Annotated in this window: 17 protein-coding genes; 8 read left to right on the forward strand and 9 right to left on the reverse strand. The window is 51.2% G+C overall.

Going from position 1 to position 19,120, the window contains the following annotated elements:
- Nucleotides 1-259 precede the first annotated feature (259 nt).
- The 3 genes from ACLBVC_RS04905 (at nucleotide 260) to eagI (ending at nucleotide 4,065) form a co-directional block, all read left to right on the forward strand.
- Nucleotides 260-1,009 carry a pirin family protein gene (locus ACLBVC_RS04905; RefSeq protein WP_410148508.1) on the forward strand — a complete coding sequence of 250 codons (750 nt, stop codon included), beginning with the start codon at nucleotides 260-262 and terminating at the stop codon, nucleotides 1,007-1,009.
- Between the two features lie 976 nt (nucleotides 1,010-1,985).
- Entirely contained in the window at nucleotides 1,986-3,230 is a 1,245-nt protein-coding gene (gene mtr, locus ACLBVC_RS04910; protein WP_410148509.1) for a tryptophan permease, read from the forward strand.
- A 184-nt stretch (nucleotides 3,231-3,414) separates the two neighbouring features.
- Nucleotides 3,415-4,065, forward strand: a complete 651-nt coding sequence (eagI, locus tag ACLBVC_RS04915) for an acyl-homoserine-lactone synthase EagI (protein WP_152323864.1) — start codon at nucleotides 3,415-3,417, stop codon at nucleotides 4,063-4,065.
- On the opposite strand, the gene ACLBVC_RS04920 is transcribed toward eagI, so the two are convergent.
- Nucleotides 4,031-4,792, reverse strand: a complete 762-nt coding sequence (locus ACLBVC_RS04920) for a helix-turn-helix transcriptional regulator (protein ID WP_410148511.1) — start codon at nucleotides 4,790-4,792, stop codon at nucleotides 4,031-4,033. The two genes, eagI and ACLBVC_RS04920, sit on opposite strands and share 35 nt — an antisense overlap.
- Before the next feature lie 336 nt (nucleotides 4,793-5,128).
- Nucleotides 5,129-6,667 (reverse strand): nitric oxide reductase transcriptional regulator NorR, encoded by a 1,539-nt coding sequence (gene norR, locus ACLBVC_RS04925; protein WP_410148513.1) that lies wholly within the window; start codon nucleotides 6,665-6,667, stop codon nucleotides 5,129-5,131.
- Nucleotides 6,668-6,826: 159 nt separating this feature from the next.
- On the opposite strand from norR, the gene norV reads away from it, so the two are divergent.
- Both norV and norW read left to right on the forward strand, forming a co-directional pair.
- Nucleotides 6,827-8,260, forward strand: a complete 1,434-nt coding sequence (gene norV, locus ACLBVC_RS04930) for an anaerobic nitric oxide reductase flavorubredoxin (protein WP_410148515.1) — start codon at nucleotides 6,827-6,829, stop codon at nucleotides 8,258-8,260.
- 11 nt (nucleotides 8,261-8,271) lie between these two features.
- Nucleotides 8,272-9,405 (forward strand): NADH:flavorubredoxin reductase NorW, encoded by a 1,134-nt coding sequence (gene norW, locus ACLBVC_RS04935; RefSeq protein ID WP_410148517.1) that lies wholly within the window; start codon nucleotides 8,272-8,274, stop codon nucleotides 9,403-9,405.
- Nucleotides 9,406-9,465: 60 nt separating this feature from the next.
- Here norW and ACLBVC_RS04940 read toward each other — a convergent pair whose 3' ends face one another.
- The 5 genes from ACLBVC_RS04940 to ACLBVC_RS04960 are packed head-to-tail and all read right to left on the reverse strand — an operon-like array spanning nucleotide 9,466 to nucleotide 13,571.
- The gene (locus tag ACLBVC_RS04940; RefSeq protein WP_195824088.1) at nucleotides 9,466-10,053 is read right to left on the reverse strand and encodes a flavin reductase family protein; all 588 of its coding nucleotides are present in this window, start codon (nucleotides 10,051-10,053) and stop codon (nucleotides 9,466-9,468) included.
- Nucleotides 10,054-10,109: 56 nt separating this feature from the next.
- Nucleotides 10,110-10,964 carry a metal ABC transporter permease gene (locus tag ACLBVC_RS04945; protein ID WP_410148519.1) on the reverse strand — a complete coding sequence of 285 codons (855 nt, stop codon included), beginning with the start codon at nucleotides 10,962-10,964 and terminating at the stop codon, nucleotides 10,110-10,112.
- Nucleotides 10,961-11,812 carry a metal ABC transporter permease gene (locus ACLBVC_RS04950; RefSeq protein ID WP_410148521.1) on the reverse strand — a complete coding sequence of 284 codons (852 nt, stop codon included), beginning with the start codon at nucleotides 11,810-11,812 and terminating at the stop codon, nucleotides 10,961-10,963. The genes ACLBVC_RS04945 and ACLBVC_RS04950 overlap by 4 nt, the downstream gene beginning before the upstream one ends.
- Entirely contained in the window at nucleotides 11,809-12,633 is an 825-nt protein-coding gene (locus ACLBVC_RS04955; RefSeq protein ID WP_410148523.1) for a metal ABC transporter ATP-binding protein, read from the reverse strand. The genes ACLBVC_RS04950 and ACLBVC_RS04955 overlap by 4 nt, the downstream gene beginning before the upstream one ends.
- Complete coding sequence (locus ACLBVC_RS04960) at nucleotides 12,630-13,571, reverse strand: metal ABC transporter substrate-binding protein (protein ID WP_410148525.1); 942 nt, start codon at nucleotides 13,569-13,571, stop codon at nucleotides 12,630-12,632. The genes ACLBVC_RS04955 and ACLBVC_RS04960 overlap by 4 nt, the downstream gene beginning before the upstream one ends.
- A 188-nt stretch (nucleotides 13,572-13,759) precedes the next feature.
- Between ACLBVC_RS04960 and mntR the strand changes: the two genes are divergently transcribed.
- Nucleotides 13,760-14,206 carry a manganese-binding transcriptional regulator MntR gene (gene mntR / locus ACLBVC_RS04965; RefSeq protein ID WP_410148824.1) on the forward strand — a complete coding sequence of 149 codons (447 nt, stop codon included), beginning with the start codon at nucleotides 13,760-13,762 and terminating at the stop codon, nucleotides 14,204-14,206.
- A gap of 49 nt (nucleotides 14,207-14,255) precedes the next feature.
- Here the strand turns inward: mntR and ACLBVC_RS04970 are convergent, their stop codons facing one another.
- On the reverse strand, nucleotides 14,256-15,554 hold the full coding sequence (locus ACLBVC_RS04970) for an MFS transporter (protein ID WP_410148527.1): 1,299 nt from the start codon (nucleotides 15,552-15,554) through the stop codon (nucleotides 14,256-14,258).
- Nucleotides 15,555-15,857: 303 nt separating this feature from the next.
- Between ACLBVC_RS04970 and ACLBVC_RS04975 the strand changes: the two genes are divergently transcribed.
- Nucleotides 15,858-16,580, forward strand: coding sequence for a FadR/GntR family transcriptional regulator (locus ACLBVC_RS04975; RefSeq protein ID WP_410148529.1), 723 nt, complete (start codon nucleotides 15,858-15,860; stop codon nucleotides 16,578-16,580).
- A gap of 63 nt (nucleotides 16,581-16,643) precedes the next feature.
- Here the strand turns inward: ACLBVC_RS04975 and ACLBVC_RS04980 are convergent, their stop codons facing one another.
- On the reverse strand, nucleotides 16,644-17,897 hold the full coding sequence (locus ACLBVC_RS04980; protein ID WP_410148531.1) for an enolase C-terminal domain-like protein: 1,254 nt from the start codon (nucleotides 17,895-17,897) through the stop codon (nucleotides 16,644-16,646).
- Nucleotides 17,898-18,282: 385 nt separating this feature from the next.
- Between ACLBVC_RS04980 and ACLBVC_RS04985 the strand changes: the two genes are divergently transcribed.
- The gene (locus tag ACLBVC_RS04985) at nucleotides 18,283-19,053 is read left to right on the forward strand and encodes an SDR family oxidoreductase (RefSeq protein WP_410148533.1); all 771 of its coding nucleotides are present in this window, start codon (nucleotides 18,283-18,285) and stop codon (nucleotides 19,051-19,053) included.
- Nucleotides 19,054-19,120 lie beyond the last annotated feature (67 nt).

Genomic DNA, 19,120 nt, shown 5'->3' on the forward strand with positions numbered 1-19,120 from the left:
ATTCATCCTGTTCCTGCAATCAGGCATCTGGGTGTGATTATGCCCAAACCTATTTAGAACCGGAGAAAGCCGACAGCGTGGACATCGCCGCCATGGTGGCAAAAATCGCACCGCAGCCTGTTGTGGATATGCTTTGTGCAATAAGCCCGGCGAGAAATTAGCCGGCGTAAGGAAGCACCGCATTCTTAACAAAAAGATCACACCCTCTTCGCCTCCTTGGTAGACTGGCCGGAGACTAAAATAAGCTGCCGGAGAAAACATGTTTAACGTATTACGTGCTGAACCCAAAACGACTTTCGAATACGGCCCTTTCCGGATCCGGCGTATGCGTCCGGGGCAGATCCTGCCTGAGCGCGGTGACGATGCTTTCGGCCCGCTAAGTGTTATTGACCATGCGAATCTCGAACAGGGGACGCTGGTGAAAATGCATGAGCACAATAATGACGAGATCCTCAGTTATATGTGGCGCGGTTCGATGGTTCACGAAGATTCTGCTGGCAACCGCGTTCCCCTTTCGCCGAAAAAACTGATGATGATGAATGCCGGGGAAAGTTTCTGGCATGAAGAATCCACGCCTCTGGTTTCGGCTGAGATGCTGCAAATTTTCATCCGGCCGCGCAAGGCGAATCTGGAAGGCCGCGTGCAGTTTATGGAACGTCGGGACGGTCCAAAACAAAACGCATGGACGCTGATTGGCGCACCGGAAGGCATTGAGTCTCCGCTGGAAATACGCCAGGCCATCTACGTTTACGATACCCGCCTGGACGCTGACACGACGATTGAAATCCCCACGCATTCGGGATTTGCGCAATGGCTGTACGTAATGGACGGCGAAATTACCCTTGGCGGTCACACGCTGGCTAAAGGTGACGCAATCAGCGACGAAACCAGCGCACTGACGCCTGCAACGGCCACAAAAGAGACGACGCTGGTGTGTTTTCTGGTGTATCTGGATGCGGAATCCGTTCAGGAAGGCACCATCAGCGGTAAATTCGGTAACGTGAAATAAGGCAACAGGCCAGCGTTACGAATAATCCGTGATATTACAGTGCCCTGAATGAAAAAGCCCCAGCAATTTATTGCCGGGGCTTTTAAGGTACTATCAAATTAGTATTTAACATTCATCAACTTAATTACAGATACTTACTTCTACAGATGTACATCGTTTCACAGGATATATTTTTGAAGCCAGTTAACGCTATCCTCCTATAAAATTATGGAATAACATCGTTATCCTGTTCATTTCACTCAGCCTGGTTTTTCATGTCAGGATAAATGAGTACATCACCCTCGCGATATAGACTCTTTGATGCGTGGCCTTACTCTCTTCGCGATATTCTCGATTTCAGACTTACGTACCCAAATCGCGAACATTACTCTTAATTACAAGGCGTTACATCATCGCGTTTTCGTCCACACAATGCGATTGCACAGATTTACTGCGTGGCCTTAAAGCATCATCTCACAGACCTTCAAATATCGCCTGATATTGAATCATCCAAACAAAAAAACTTCGTGACCTTTATCGCATCTCATTACTGACAAGTTTATCAACTTGTTAAAGGCACCGGGAAATAAAATCTTCACTTCATTTCTCTGCGGGGCTGACTTCTAATTTACTCGTTATGAGCAGTGTGTCAACACTGTATTTAAGCACAGGTTTTTGCTCCCTTTTTTGATAAGAAATAATAATGAAAACTGTGATCTGCACCAGATATAGAGGTAAGTGTTTTAACCTAAAAAATCAACATTTTCATATTTAAGAAACACCCCGATTCGCGCCCTGCCCGGCATCTTCGCCTATGCGCTGCCTTGTACCAGCAAACTAGTTCAGCAGTGTACATCTGGCACGAGATGCACTATATTGTGGCGCGTAAGGCTAACAAGGCAGGATTAAACTGCGATTTTTGGTCATTTCCCCCTATCAATTCTTTTACAGCAATTCTTGAACGAATCGTGATAAAAGCCACGCGAGGAACCGCACTATGGCGACGCTTTCCGTGACCACCCCACAACGCTCTGTGCTGGGTGGCGCAATGATTATCGGTGGAACCATTATTGGTGCCGGGATGTTCTCCCTGCCGGTGGTGATGTCCGGTGCCTGGTTTTTCTGGTCTGTCGCGGCACTGATTTTTACCTGGTTCTGCATGCTGCATTCCGGCCTGATGATCCTCGAAGCCAACCTGAATTATCCGGTAGGATCGAGTTTCAACACGGTGACAGGCGATCTGCTGGGCAAAAAATGGAACCGGCTTAACGGCCTGACCATCGCCTTCGTGCTGTATATCCTGACGTATGCCTATATCTCGGCCAGCGGTTCCGTGCTCCAGCATACGATGCGTGAAATGTCGGTGGACTTCTCCCCGCGTCTCGGCGGGCTGCTGACGGCGCTTGCCGTGGCGTTTATTGTCTGGCTAAGTACCCGCGCGGTGAGCCGGATTACGGCGATTGTGCTGGGCGCTAAAATCATCGCTTTCTTCCTGACGTTTGGCAGCCTGCTGTGGCACATCAAGCCGGTGAATTTACTTAACAGCGTCGAAATTACCCCAAGTTATATGCCTTACGTGCTGGCGACGCTGCCATTCTGCCTAGCGTCATTTGGTTATCACGGCAACGTGCCCAGCCTGATGAAGTATTACGGCAAAAATCCGCAGATCATAAAAAAATGCCTGCTGGTGGGCACGCTGATGGCGCTCGGGCTTTACATCATCTGGATGCTGGGGACGATGGGGAACATACCGCGCCCTGAGTTCATCGGCATTGCGGCCCGTGGCGGCAACATCGACGTACTTGTGCAGTCACTGAGCCAGATCCTCAACAGCGAAGGATTAGATCTTCTGCTGACGGTCTTCTCCAACTTTGCCGTCGCCTGTTCATTCCTCGGCGTGACGCTCGGCCTTTTCGACTATCTGGCGGATCTGTTCGGGTTTGATGACAGCCGCACCGGACGCTTCAAAACTGCCCTGGTGACGTTTATCCCGCCCATCGTTGGCGGCGTGATTTATCCGGATGGTTTTATCTATGCGATCGGCTTTGCCGGTCTGGCGGCTACCGTCTGGGCGGTCATCGTCCCGGCGCTGATGGCACGCGCATCGCGTCAGCGCTTCGGCAGCCCGCTGTACCGTGTGTGGGGCGGAAATAAAATGATTGTACTGGTATTACTGTTTGGTGTGCTCAACGCGGCCGTACATATTCTTTCCAGCGTAAATCTGTTACCTGTTTATCACTGATAGCGCATAAATACCGGCATCAGGCCATGCTTAACGGCATGGCTTTTTTTTGTTTTACATCACAAACACCCCCCATAAACAAATTCCCCCTACAGACGGTGATTTATTTGCCGATTGTATATTGTAATAATCAATGCAGATGCCAAATATACCCCTTCGACCGTATTCAAAATCAGGAAAAAAAATGCTGGAAATTTTCGATGTGAGTTACAACGACCTGACAGGCAAACGTTCGGATGATCTCTACAAACTGAGGAAAAAAACGTTTAAAGACCGCCTGGACTGGGCTGTTCAGTGCAGCAATGATATGGAATTTGATGAATTTGATAATGCCGATACGCGCTACATGCTGGGTATTTACGACAACCAGCTGGTGTGCAGCGTGCGCTTTGTTGATTTACGTCTGCCGAATATGATCACCCATACTTTTAACCGGCTGTTTGATGACGTGAAATTACCTGAGGGTGATTATATCGAATCGAGTCGATTTTTTGTGGATAAGAACCGCGCAAAAGAATTACTCGGCAGCCGTTTCCCGATCAGCCATGTTCTGTTTCTTTCGATGATTAATTATGCGCGCCATCACGGACACACCGGAATATACACCATTGTCAGCCGGGCGATGCTGACGATAGCGAAACGTTCCGGCTGGGAAATTGAAGTGATCAAGGAAGGTTTTGTCAGCGAAAATGAGCCTATTTACCTGCTCCGTTTGCCGATTGATTTGCATAACCAGGGCATCCTTGCCCGGCGCATCAGCGATCAGTCCGAAGCCTCGCTGGAGGCGTTATGTGAATGGCCTATGTCTTTGCCTGTGACACCAGTACAGGTTTGATGAGTTCGAGTTCAACGCCAAGCCGGATTGCCTGCTTGGCGTTAATAACGCCCAGTTTTTTCACCACATTACCCATGTGATATTTCACAGTTCTCGTCGTGATATTGATGATCTGCGAAATCTCATCGTAGGTTTTCCCCATGCTCGCCCAGTGCAGAACTTCGTTTTCACGCGGTGAGAAAATCGGTTTCCCGCCCGACACCAGCGATGGCGAAATCTGCGATGAACGCGCCGCGCTCTGGTTGAGCATCAGCATCTTTTCATGGGTTTTGATCAGCAGGCATTGCAGTTTATCCATATCCTGCGCGACCCTATTTTCCGGCCCTTTATCCGCACCCGCTTCCATAATCAGCGACAGCATGCCCAGATTATTCATGTGGTCATGAAGCACGAAAGTAAAACCGTTCGCGATATTATATTTCTTAGAAAGCGAGAAAATTTTGGATGATTTTAAATCAGAAAGCACGGTAAGATTTTCATCCCACGCGAACGGCGAAATACGTTTAAGCGCGGTCAGAACCACCGGGTCGATATGCTGGTAATTATGCGATTTATAGATATCGGCCCATTCATCCGGATAGCTGGTGACAACAAAGATGTCGACCGGATTTCTTTTATTGATCACCAGATAGGTGTATTTCAGATTGCCGTAAGGAAGTAATTTCCTTTCGAGATAATCACGTAACGTATCGATAATCTTTTCATCATTTCTAACACGCGAATGCATTCCTCTTCCCCCCTGGCTGACGCGGCTTCCCTTTTGATTTCCGTGGTCTTTCTGTCACAAAGTACAGTGCACGATTACACCTTAGTACAACTATCGGGTTGCGTCTCCCCCCGTATAATCACCGCATAATAATTAATTAGCAAAAAAAAACCTGACCGTTAGAGTCAGGTAGCAACATTAGCCAACACCAGGGAAATTTTTAAAAGAAGTTATACCTAAAATGCTACAGAAGCGGACGCGTATCAACAGTTCTCGCTTCCGTAGCATTTATTATTTTCGCGCCTCAAACTATTTCGGTTAATTATTCGCCAGCCCACGCCTTAATCTCCCCTGATATTACGCCTTCATTCCTAACCGCTTCGCCAGCCGGTGAAGATTTCCGCCGTCCATTTCCAGCGCTCTCGCCGCCGCAGACCAGTTCATCTGCTTTGCCTGCAAGATTTTGGTAATTTGTTGCCGCTGAAAATCCTGTGTGGCCTGTTGCAGATTGAGTGAGGTTACCTCGGGGATTTCGGTTTCGGGCGCGGCTGTGACTTCTGAATTTCCGGCCTCTGAAAAGTTAAACAGTGTACGGTGCAACGTGACATCGCCCTGATTTTGCGATGCCCGCGCCAGCACCGCCGCACGTTCAATCGCGTGTTTCATTTCCCGCACATTGCCGGGCCAGACATAACTGACCAGCATCGACAGCGTATCCGCCGGCAGCATGAGCTGCGAAATCCCCAGTTTGTTTTTGATGTGTTCGACAAAAAAACCGGCCAGAAGAACGATGTCACCCTTTCGTTCGCGCAGCGGCGGCACGAAAAGCGGAAACACGCTCAGGCGATGGAACAGATCGACGCGGAAAGTCCCGTCCACCACCGCTTTTTTCAGGTCGCAGTTCGTCGCGGCCAGGATCCTGACATTCACACGTTTGGTGCTGTCATCGCCGACCCGTTGCAAATCACCGTACTGAATCACGCGCAGCAACTTGGCCTGAAGCACCAGCGATAGCTCGCCGATTTCATCGAGAAACAGCGTGCCGTTATCCGCCATCTCAAATTTTCCCGTGCGGTTATGGATGGCGCCGGTAAACGCCCCTTTCACATGACCGAACAGTTCACTTTCTGCCACACTTTCCGGCAGCGCCGCGCAGTTGAGATACACCAGCGGTTTTCCCGCACGCGGTGAAAGATGATGCACGGCATTGGCCACCAACTCTTTACCCACGCCGGTTTCACCGGTGATCAGCACGTTGAGATCCGAACCGGCCACCACGCTGATTTCATGCCGCAATTGCTGCATGGCGTCCGAAAGCCCCACCATTTCTTCTTCCGGGCTGCGAACGTTTTGCTTACGCGCATTCGCCGCGGCCATCGCCGGTAATGCCTGCTTTTCAAGTGCATCCACCAGCAGCGCATTATTGAGTGCGGAAGACGCCAGCGCGCCGATGAGCCACAACTCCTCATCGCTGAACGCGTCAAATTGTTCCGGGTTCATGCTGTCAAACGTCAGCGCGCCAATCAGCGCCTGATCGGCAAACAACGGCAAACCGATGCAGGCGTGAACTTTCAGATCGTCATGACCGGGGATGAGCCCGTCGTACGGATCCGGCAGATGGCTGTCTGCCGGAAAACGCACCACGTTCCCCGCGCGGGCAATGGCCTCGAGACGCGGATGTGAGGCCAGCGCAAAACGCCGTCCGAGCACATCCGGCGATAAACCATCAATCGCGAGCGGCCTGAACTGTTGTTCTTCATAACGCAACAGCGCCGACGCATCGCATTTGAGCAGTTCACGCACGCTGGCAATCAGATGCTGAAAGCGATCCTCACCGGACAGACCGTTTTGTAATTCAATGGCGATGCCCGCCAGGGACTGAATGGATAAGTTCATAATGTCAATCCGACACAGTTAAAGTCATTTTGACAATAATACAGCTCTGTCAAAATGACTCATAGTTTTATTAAAATGCATTAAATCAATAAGATAAAAATTGGCACAACCATTGCTCTATCTGAAGAAGACCATCCATTACTTTTTCAGGAAACTATCATGGCTATTCAGGTTAAAAATAACATCAGTTGGGTCGGGCAACGTGACTGGGAAGTGCGCGATTTTCACGGCACCGAATATAAAACCCATCAGGGCAGCAGCTATAACAGTTATCTGATCCGTGAAGGCAAAAATGTCCTGATTGACACCGTCGATCATAAATTCAGCCGTGACTTTGTCGCCAATCTGGAGAAAGAGATTGCTCTCGCGGCTATCGATTACATCATCATCAATCATGCCGAAGAGGACCATGCCGGTGCGCTGACCGAGCTGATGTCCCGCATTCCCAACACACCGATTTACTGCACCACCAACGCCATTGATTCTATCAACGGTCATCATCATCACCCTGAATGGAATTTCCATACGGTGAAAACCGGCGACTCGCTGGATATCGGTAACGGCAAAACGCTGATTTTTGTTGAGACACCCATGCTGCACTGGCCGGACAGCATGATGACGTATATGACGGAAGATGCCGTTTTGTTCAGCAATGACGCCTTTGGCCAGCACTATTGCGACGAGCATTTGTTTAACGATGAGGTCGACCAGACAGAGCTCTACGAGCAGTGCGCCCGTTACTACGCCAATATTTTGACACCGTTCAGCCGTCTGGTGACGCCAAAAATTAACGAGATCCTCGGCTTTAATTTGCCTGTGGACATGATTGCAACTTCGCACGGCGTGGTTTGGCGCGACAATCCGACGCAAATTGTGGCGAAATACCTTGAATGGGCGGCGGATTATCAGGAAGACCGCATCACTATTTTCTACGACACCATGTCCTCAAATACCCGCATGATGGCCGACGCCATTGCACAGGGCATTCACGACACAGACCCGACCGTCGCGGTAAAAATCTACAATATTTCCCGCCACGATAAGAACGAGATCCTGACGCAAATCTTCCGCTCCAAAGGCGTGCTGGTCGGTTCATCCACCATGAATAACGTGATGATGCCGAAAGTAGCAGGCATGCTCGAAGAGCTGGCCGGTCTGCGTTTTCGCAACAAAAAAGCCTCCGCGTTTGGCAGCTTTGGCTGGACCGGCGGCGCGGTTGATCGCATTCAGACCCGCCTGATGGATGCCGGTTTTGATATCGCGTTGTCACTGAAAGCCAAATGGCGCCCAGACGGTAAAGCGCTGGAAGAATGCCGGGAACATGGCCGTAAAATCGCCCGCGAATGGGCTTTACATCCGCTGAATGAAACCAGCGCGCCGCTGCAGCCCGCCGAATCTGCCTGCGGATGCAACGCTGAGCCGAAAGCCGACGCCGGTGTTTCAATGATTTGTACCGTATGTCAGTGGGTATATGATCCGGAACTCGGGGAGCCGTTGCAGGATGTCGCGCCGGGAACCGCGTGGTCTGACGTACCGGAATCCTTCCTTTGCCCGGGCTGTGCGCTGGGTAAATCCGTCTTTGAACCGCTGTGAAAGGAGGCCAGATGGAACACAACATTGTGATTATTGGCGCAGGATTTGCCGCGCGCCAGCTAATAAAAAACATCCGCCGCGCCGATAAACAGGTGCCGGTCACGCTGATCGCGGCTGACAGCGCAGACGATTACAACAAACCGGATCTGAGCCATGTCTTCACGCAGAAACAAGGCGCGGATGATCTGACACGCCAGAGTGCGGCGCAGTTTGCCGCGGAAAATAACCTCACGCTGGTTTCACACACGCGGGTTACGGCTATCGATCGCAGGAATAAACGCGTGGTGTGCGGCGACCGGTTTTTCGATTATCAGAAACTGGTGCTGGCGATCGGTGCGCAGGCGATATTGCCTGTGTTGCCGGGCAGTGAATGGATTTTCACGTTTAACAGCCAGAATGAGTACCGGCAGAATCAGGACGCTTTGCAGTCGGCGAAACAGATTATGGTACTGGGCGGCGGCCTGATTGGCAGCGAACTGGCGATGGATTTACACCGCGCCGGAAAACAGGTCACGGTAGTTGATCGTTCCCACAGCCTGCTGGGCTCGGTGATGCCTGCGGAAATCAGCAGCCGGCTACAGCATAAATTCAGCCAGATGGGCATTCAGCTGGCGTTAAATAACGAACTGGAATCGGTGGCTAAAACGACGGATGGTCTGAGCGTTTCGCTGAAAAATGGCCTGATAATCCGTGCTGACGCCGTGATCGCCGCCATCGGTCTGACAGCGGAAACCTCCCTTGCCGCAGACGCCGGTTTGCACACGCAGCGCGGCATTGTGGTCAACGGCCAGCTGCAAACGTCGGATCCGGCCATTTACGCGCTCGGTGACTGCGCGGAAATCGAAGGGCAAATTCTGCCGTTCCTGCAACCGGCGCTGATTGGCGCAATGACGCTGGCGAAAAACCTGCTGGGTGGCGCGGAAACGCTGAGTCTTCCTGCCATGCTGGTGAAGGTCAAAACGCCGGATTTACCACTGTTCTTTGCCGGTGAAACCACACGGACCGACCTGAACTGGGACATCACGCTCAACGGTCAGGGCATGATGGCGAAAGGCAGGGACGCGCAAAATCAGCTGCGGGGATTTATCGCCAGCGAAGAACACACTAAACAAGCTTTCCTGCTGTTGCGTGAACTGAGCGCATAAGCAAAAAATCCCCTGCACGAATTTACGTGACAGGGGATTTTTACGTTTATCGCGGCCTGATCAGTCCAGATCGGTATTGGCGTTCAGCGCTTCGCCGGTGGCATAGAACTGGCCGCCTGCGATGTAGTGCAAGCTGCGCAAGGATGGATCGGCGTCTTCGAAATGCCAGTGACCGTTGCTGAATACGCGTGTATCCGCCCAGGCACCGACAATTTCACCGATAAACAGATCATGCGCCTGCTGGTTGTGCGGCTCAGGGATCAGCTTACACGCCAGCCAAGCGGAGCAACCGGCGACAAACGGCAGGTCGCCGTGCCCTTCCATACGAAACAGCTCTGCGCCACAGTGCTGCAATTTATCCGGATCGTTACGCAGCGTTCTGTTACCCAGATCGTATGTCATCTGCAATTGCGCCACCGTTGGCACCTGAATCACGAAATAACCACTTTGCTCAATCAGCTCGCGGGTACGGGCGATTTTATCGATCACCACCGTCAGTTTTGCTGGTTTAAAATCCAGCCCGCACACCCAGGACGCTGACATCACGTTGTCCACGCCCGCGTGATGGGCGGATACCAGCGCGGTGGTTCCGTGGTTGATCAGGCGATAGGCTTTTTCCAGTTCGACGGGTGCAAATTGTGGGGTCATCAGAATCTCTCAGCAAAAAAGTCAGAAAACAGCATGGCAAATCAGCCCGGCCAGCACTACGCAATCGGTGCGGACTGCCGCGGTTTTATGGCTTTTCGCAGTAAATTAGTCGTCAGCGCCAGCAGGAAAAACAGCGCCTGAATCAGCACAATTGTCGGCCCCGTCGCGGCATCAATGTAAAAGCTGATAAACGTCCCTGACACTGCCGCAGAAAGTGACACCGTCACTGCAATCATCACCATTTTCGGCAAGGTTTTACACAGCAGAAACGCGGTAATGCCCGGCGTGATCAGCATCGCCACCACCAGCACCACGCCGACCGCCTGAAGCGCCGCAACAATGGTCATTGCCAGCATGCACAGCAACGCGTAGTGGTAAAAACGCACCGGTAACCCGATGACTTTGGCCTGAACAGGATCAAAGCAAAACAGCACCAAATCCTTAAATCTGAACAGGATAGCCACCGTCACCACTGCCGCGATAATCAGCGTTTGCAGCATTTCGCTGTCCGTTACGCCGAGCACGTTGCCAAACAAAATATGGCTGAGATGCTGCTCGGTGTTCACCCGCGAGAAAAGCACCAGACCGGCGGCAAACATCCCGGAAAATACAATGCCCATCACCGAATCTTCTTTTACACGGCAATGTTCTTTAATAAAACCGGTGGCGACGGCGCAGAAAAGCCCGGAACCGAACGCCCCGATGGCCAGCGGGATCCCCGCCAGATAGGCCAACACAACGCCCGGTAAAACGGCGTGAGAAATAGCGTCGCCCATCAGCGACCAGCCTTTCAGCACCAGAAAACAGGAAAAAATCGCGCAGACGATACTGGTCGCCGCCGCCGTCAGCAGCGCGCGCTGCATAAATTCGAAGCCCATCGGCTCAAGCAAAACATCCAGCCAGCTCATCATGCGCGACTCCTGCGGATCCGGAAGTGATTAACCAGCCAGCCGTGTTTCGGCGCAAACAGAAACGCCAGCAGGAAGACGACGGTTTGCAGGCAGACAATAACGCCGCCTGTCGCGCCATCCAGGTAGTAACTCAGCCACGCGCCCACCGCACTGGTGACCGCGCCAATAATCACCGAAATAATCAGCAAGTGAGAAAAACGATCAGAGAGCAGATACGCCGTTGCGCCGGGCGTAATTACCATCGCGATCACCAGAATCGCGCCCACGGTTTGCAATGCGGCCACGCTGCACGCGCTGAAAATGGTGAAGAAAATGATTTTCAGCTTCAGCGGAGAAAGCCCGACCGACACGGCGTGCGCTTCATCAAAGAAGACCGCCAGCAGATCCCGCCAGATAACGCACAGCACCACCAGCGAAACGCCGACAATGATCTGCACCTGCAAAATATCTGCGTCGTCGATACCTAAAATATTGCCGAACAGGATCGACTGGACGTTGACCGACGTCGGGTTAAGCGACACCAGCAGCAGGCCGAGTGCGAAGAATGTGGAGAACACGAAGCCAATAATCGCGTCTTCGCGCAGTTTTGTGAAATGGCGCAATAGCGTCATGGAAAGCGCGGCCAGAATGCCGGTGCCGAAAGCACCGACGGCATACGGGAAACCAAGCGCATACGCGCCGGCCACACCTGGAACGACCGAATGTGATAAGGCATCCCCCATCAGCGACCAGCCTTTGAGCATCAGATACGCCGACAAAAACGCGCACACCGCGCCCACGCCCGCGCTGACCCAGATGGCTTTGACCATGTAATTATACTGAAACGGCTCAAACAACAGTTCGGTCATACTACCCGCCTTACCGCTGACTCCGGCAGTCTCTCTTTATGCACGCTATCTTTCTGCACACTCTCTTTTTGCACTAAATAGCCGATATTGCGCAGTGCGCCGCCAAAGGTGTTTTCCAGATTCTGATGCGTAAATGTGGCTTCCAGCTCACCGGCGGCCATCACCGTCCGGTTAATGAGTACCACGCGATCGCAGAAATCCGGCACGCTGGCAATATTGTGCGTGGACACCAGAATCAGATGCCCTTCCTCACGCAACTGGCGCAGAAGTTCGATAATGGCATTTTCCGTTTTGATATCCACGCCGGTAAAAGGCTCATCAAGCAGCAGTACGCGCCCCTGCTGAGCCAGCGCGCGCGCGAGAAAAACACGTTTTTTCTGACCGCCGGACAGCTCACCAATCTGACGATGCGCAAGATCTGTCAGCCCGACACGCGCCAGAGCCGACGCAACCTGATTTTTATCTTCCTGCGAGGGAATACGCAGAAACGACATTTTGCCGTAACGCCCCATCATCACCACGTCACGCACCAGTACCGGAAAATTCCAGTCCACTTCTTCGGACTGCGGCACGTAAGCGATCAGATTCTGCTTGAGCGCTTTAGCGACGTTCAGGCCATCCAGCGTCACGCTGCCGTGCGTCGGCCGGATTATGCCCATAATGGTTTTGAATAACGTGGATTTACCGCTGCCGTTAACGCCTAGCAGCGCGCAAATCGAGCCGCCATGCAACGTAAAACTCGCGTCTTCAATGGCGGTGTGGCCGTTGTTGTAGGTCACGGTGACATCATCAACCCTGAGGTGAAGCCGCGAGTCATTCATTGCCCGAACCCTTGCGCAATCGTGCCGACGGTCACTTTCAGCAGATCAATATACGTGGGCACCGGGCCGTCTGCTGCTGACAGCGAATCGACATACAACACGCCGCCGTATTTCGCACCGGTTTCCTTACTGACCTGCTTCGCCGGTTTATCCGAAATCGTACTTTCGCTAAACACTACCGGGATATTTTGCTGACGCACCAGATCAATCAGTTTTTTCACCTGCTGCGGCGTTCCCTGCTCTTCGGCGTTGATCGGCCACAGATAAGCTTCTTTCAGATCGTAATCTTTCGCCAGATAACTGAATGCGCCCTCGCTGGTCACCAGCCAGCGCTGACCGGCCGGGATTTTCGCCAGACGTTCGCGCAGCGGCGCATCAAGCTGCATGATTTTTTGCGAATAATCTTTGGCATTACGGTCGTAGGTTGCGGCGTTTTTAGGATCATATTTAACCAGCGCGGCGCGGATATTCTCGACGTACACCAGCGCGTTTTTCGCGGACATCCAGGCGTGCGGATTCGGGTTACCGAGATACGGCCCTTCCTGAATTGGCATTGGCGTAATGCCGTCTGTGACCGTCGCTGACGGCACATCTTTGATATTGGCAAAGAAACGCCCGAACCAGCGTTCGAGGTTAAAGCCGTTCCACAGAATCAGATCCGCAGACTGCGTTTTGACGATATCGCGCGGCGTCGGCTGATAATCGTGGATCTCCGCACCCGGTTTGGTGATCGACTCTACGGTCGCCGCATCACCGGCGACGTTCTGCGCGATGTCCTGGATCACCGTGAAGGTCGTCACCACTTTGAACTTTTTTTTGTCTTTCTCAGCCGCCGTCGCATTTCCGGTGATCAGCGCGACAACCATACCGATCAACATCAGACGCAAACGAAACGGTGAATAACTGAATAATTTTAAGAAGCTTTGTCCATTTCCCATCAACGTTCTCCTGTGAAACACCACAACAATCGGCGGTTTATTATTCAGGTATAGCACAGGCTATACTCCATAGCCAATGCAAAGTTTTCAGAAATTGGTAGATGTGTGCACTTGGTTTACAATGCACGGATTGCTGCGGTGAGCGCGGCTGCGGTGGAAAACCGTTGAGCAAGAAAGAGGCAGGCGTAGTGAAAGATAAAAAAATAAATCCATTGCTGGATGTGGAAGAACACGCTCAGGGTTTTTTACAGGTGCGCGAGGCGCATCGCCGGGAATTAATGGACGATTACGTTGAGCTGATTTCAGACTTAATTCATGAATTTGGTGAAGCACGACAAGTCGATCTGGCCGCACGGCTGGGCGTTTCGCAGCCGACGGTGGCGAAAACGCTAAAACGCTTGGCTAACGCCGGGCTGGTTCATCAGTTGCCGTATCGCGGCACCTTCCTCACGCCGGAAGGTGAGAAACTGGCAGCAGAAAACCGCGAACGTCATAACGTCGTAGAAGCCTTTTTCATCGCGTTGGGCATCAGCGCAGAAACGGCGCGCCTTGATGCGGAAGGTGTGGAACATCACGTCAGCGACGAAACGCTGGCCGCTTTCCGGCGCTTTACTGCGCAAAAAAACGCACTGTAGCACCGGAAATACCGCCGAAAGGATCCGGCGGTATGCATACTCAACAAATTCATTTAACGGCAACCGCAATTTTTGATGCAAAGTCCAACGCCGGTTTGTTGGTGAAACGTGTGATGGCAGTAAGGGCTACCGCAATAACCAGTGAACTTCCCATAAACACGTAAGACGCCTGCGGACCACCAAAGACACCATTCAGATATCCAACAATCCATGAGCCCACAAACGAGCCAAGTGCACCGAAGCTGACGATAAACGCCATAGCGCCGGCCATCACGTTGCGGGGCAGAAGTTCTGGGATCGCCGCAAAGAACGGGCCATACGGTGTGTACATCGCTCCGCCTGCAATGACCAGCAGTACATACGAAACCCAAAAATGATTAGCTCCCACGGTAAACGATGCACAAAAGCAAACCGCACCCAGCCCAAGGAACAACAACACAATGAGCTTACGCTGCTGGTATTTATCAGAGAACCAGGACGCCCCCAGCATCAGCGGCACGGCCAACAGATAGGGTGCAGCTGATAGCCAACCGGTTGCCACTATTCCCATGCCGGAGGCAGTTTTCAAGATTGACGGCAACCACATGATGAAGCCGTACATGCCGATATTCCAGAAGAAGTGGATAAAAGACAGTGACAGCACTTTGCGCGAGCGTAACGCTTCGCCATAATTTTTGACCGGTTTCATCTCGGCCTGTTCAGCAGCCAAAGCGGCGTCTAAATCAGCCTTTTCCTGCTCGCTCAACCATTTAGCATTGGCCGGGCGATCCACAAAAACAATCCACCAGATTGCAGCCCAGATAATCGCAGGAACACCTTCGACGATGAACATTCCCCGCCAGCCCAGTGCGTCAACCAGATAGCCCGAGAGGACCGACATCCACAATACCGTAATCGGGTTACCCAGAAACAGGAATGTGTTGGCTTTAGAACGTTCCTGTTTGGTGAACCAATGGCTGAGAAACACCAGCATGGCGGGCATCACGACACTTTCAGCAACTCCTAAGAGGAAACGGATAACCGCCAGTGCCAGCACGCTATGCACCATACCCGTCGCGGTAGCTAAAATCCCCCATAAAATCAGGCTCCAGAAAATCAGTTTCTTGGCGCTTCGCTTTTCAGCGTAAATGCCCCCCGGTACCTGAAAAAAGAAGTAGCCGAGGAAGAATAAAGCCCCTAACAGTGAAGAGATCCCTGGAGTGATATTTAGATCTTGCGCCAGGCCTGATGCCGCACCGAATCCATAATTCGCTCTGTCGAGATACGCCAGACTGTAAGTAATAAAAGCCAGCGGGATAAGTTTTCGCCAGCGTAACGGTGCCAGTTTCTGTGGTAAATGGAGACTCATAATCATTTCCCAAATGGTGATGTATGCTTCGGCCAGTGTTGGTTTCAGCTGTATTTTAGAAACTTTCGACTGATACATGACTTGTCCTACGTTAACTTGTAGGACGTCATTCATGCTGTAACATGCAACACCCCTCTGCGCTGATCAATAAACAAATAGGCGAATTGAATCCTCAGTCACAAATTTCACTTTTTATTGCGCTGTGCACCATAAAACCAGAAAAACAGGCGTGACGCCTTCACACTCATGTCATGACGTGTTATATCTCTGCTTGTTGTAGGACAACATATGGCGACGGACAAGATGAGTATTCAATCGATCCAAAAACACAATGTAGTGAATGCGGTTTACGATCAAATCAAAGAAAAACTGCTCGATGGTAGCTGGCCGCCGGGCAGTAAACTCCCATCAGAAGCAGAGCTGACCGCCTCGTTTAACGTCAGTCGCGTCAGTATCCGCAGTGCGGTGCAGCGGTTACGGGATCTGGGTATTGTAGTCACGCAGCAAGGCAAAGGCAGCTTCGTCAGTAAGAATCTCAACCCGCAAACTCTGCTTAATGAGCAGCAACCCATCATGCACCTCAGTCGTGAAGAGTTTCATGACATGATGATATTCCGTCAGACGGTGGAATTTAAATGCATGGAGCTGGCCGTGATCAACGCGACGGATGAAGATATTCAGGCACTTGAGCAAGCACTGAACCGTATGCTGGTCAATAAAGACGATTATAAAAAATACTCGCAGGCAGACTTTGATTTTCATCTGGCGATAGCCAAAGCCTCGCAGAACAAAGTTTTCTACAACGTGATGAACTCAATCAAAGACATTTATTACTATTATCTGGAAGAGCTAAACCGCGCACTGGGTATAACGCTGGAAAGTGTCGAAGCCCATATCAAAGTTTTCATGGCAATAAAAAACCGTGATTCTTCTACCGCTGTCGCAGTGCTCAATGATGCAATGTCAGATAACGTGACAGCCATTGAAAAACTAAAACAATCCCTGCCAGATACCTCGGCCAGATAGCTTAAAAGCTCAGCGCCAGAAACTGATTCTGACGCTGAAGTTTCTTCAAAGTGCAAACCGATATTAAGGCCGTGACGCCGTCCCATCCGGTGTGCGGGCCATCGTCCACGAGGGAATACCGCCGACGCAAGGATACTGCGCCGCTTTCTTCTCATCGATATCAATGCCGAGCCCAGGCCGATCACTCAGATAGGCATAGCCTTGCTCGATTTCAGCACATCCCGGGAACACCTCACGAAGGGCATCGTTCACAGGCGTATATTCCTGAATACCAAAATTGGTCACACTCATATCCAGATGCAGATTGGCACACACACCCACCGGGGAAATATCTCCCGGCCCGTGCCACGCAGTCCGGACACCATGCAGTTCGCTGAACGTAGCCAGTTTCTTAGCGGGTGTAATCCCACCGATAGTACTGACATGACAACGGATATAGTCAATCAGGTTGTGGGCGATCAGCGGCTTCCAGTCATTGATATTGGTAAACAATTCGCCCATCGAAATTGGTGTAGAAGACTGTTGACGTAGCATTTTCAGCCATTCAATGTTTTCCGGTGCCACCGGGTCTTCAAGATAAAACAGCTGATATTGCTCGAGTGTTTTCGCCAACTGAACAGAGGCTATTGGCTGCACACGTTCATGAACATCATGGATAAACTCAATCCCGAATCCCAGTTTATTTCGCAGATGATCAAACAGACGCGGCACGCTTTTGACGTAGGATTCTGGATCAAAATAAATCCCCGGTGTGGTATTGCGCGGTGATCGTTTTGGTTGAATGTTTTTCGCGCGCGCCAGACGGGTGGCGATGAGCTTCATATCATCGGTCCCTGCTCCGCCGTACATCCCCATCTGGCAGCGCACGTACTGGTAGCCTTCTTCCATTTTGGCGCGAATATTATCTTCGACTTCAAATTCGTCCCCACCATCGGTATGGACGTACAACGGAATACCATCCCTGCATTTTCCTCCAAGTAACTCGTAAACCGGCATTCCCGCCAGTTTCCCTTTGATATCCCACAGCGCCATGTCCACGCCAGACAACGCATTATTCATAATCGGCCCGCTGCGCCAGTAGCCGCTCACACACGCTGACTGCCAGATGTCTTCAATGCGTGTCGGGTCTTTACCGATTAAAAAGGGTTCCATGTATTCGTCGATGGCGGTTTTCACGGCATGGATCCGTTGCGTAAATGTCGCGCAGCCTAAACCGTACAAGCCCGGCTGGTTGGTTTCTACCTTCACCACCGCGAGATCAATACCGCCTGGCGCCGTCAGAATCGTTTTCACTGCGGTGATTTTAAGATTGCTCACACTCACTCCTTAATTTTGTCTGTTACAGACCCGTTAAATTCACCCTATATCGAACTGCAAGGGTTTTGCTGGTATTTATCTTTACCAATTCGTATGTCGTCCTACAAGTAGTTTTCGTTATAACATTGATAGACTTTTCTCCAAACTCATCCGTACAATTTTGTGGAGCAGATCAAAATAGTGTTATGCTATATTCCAATTCATTGTTTTATAGGCATTTATTTTGATTACCATTAAATTCATGAAAAAACTTGTGACGTATGTGGCAAAAAAAATTGATCGTCATTGATTTAAAAATATTCATGTATCACTTTAAAACACGAATGATGTCATACAGGTTTAACTCTGATGATACTTTCCTAAAAACCCACCATGAGGATTTACCATGTCTGCTGCATTATTTGATTTAACCGGGAAAACGGCATTAGTCACGGGCTCTGCACGAGGGCTAGGTTTTGCATACGCACAGGGGCTGGCAGCGGCAGGAGCCGGTGTGATCCTCAATGATATCCGAGAAGAATTATTGCAAGATTCGGTCCAGACGCTGCGCAATCAGGGCTATCAGGCGCATGGATTCGCCTTTGACGTCACAAGTGAAGAGGCCGTGGAAAGGGCCTTTACCGCACTCGAAGCGCAAGGCCTGCGGGTAGATATTCTGATCAACAACGCGGGGATCCAGTACCGCAAGCCAATGGTCGAACTGGAGCTGGAACAGTGGCAGCGCGTAATTGATACCAATCTGACCAGCGCGTTTATTGTCTCACGGTCCGCCGCGAAACGAATGATCGCACGCGGTAACGGCGGAAAAATTATTAATATTGGCTCTCTGACCAGCCAGGCAGCACGCCCTACCGTCGCGCCCTATACTGCGGCAAAAGGTGGTATCAAAATGCTCACCTGTTCGATGGCCGCCGAATGGGCAGAATTCAACATTCAGTCCAATGCCATCGGCCCCGGTTACATTCTCACCGACATGAATACTGCGCTTATCGATAACAAAGAATTCGACAGCTGGGTTAAAGCCAGCAATCCGTCCAGGCGCTGGGGCAAACCACAGGAACTGATTGGCACCGCTGTTTTCCTGTCATCTTCAGCTTCTGACTACATTAATGGCCAGATCATCTACGTTGATGGCGGCTGGCTAGCCGTGCTGTAAACATCTTATTCAACCCTTTGCCCGTGGCTTCAACGCTATGCTGCGGGCGTTCCCCTGCCTTGTTTGA

The organism is Rahnella selenatireducens, from assembly GCF_046449555.1.
GTDB lineage: Bacteria > Pseudomonadota > Gammaproteobacteria > Enterobacterales > Enterobacteriaceae > Rahnella > Rahnella selenatireducens.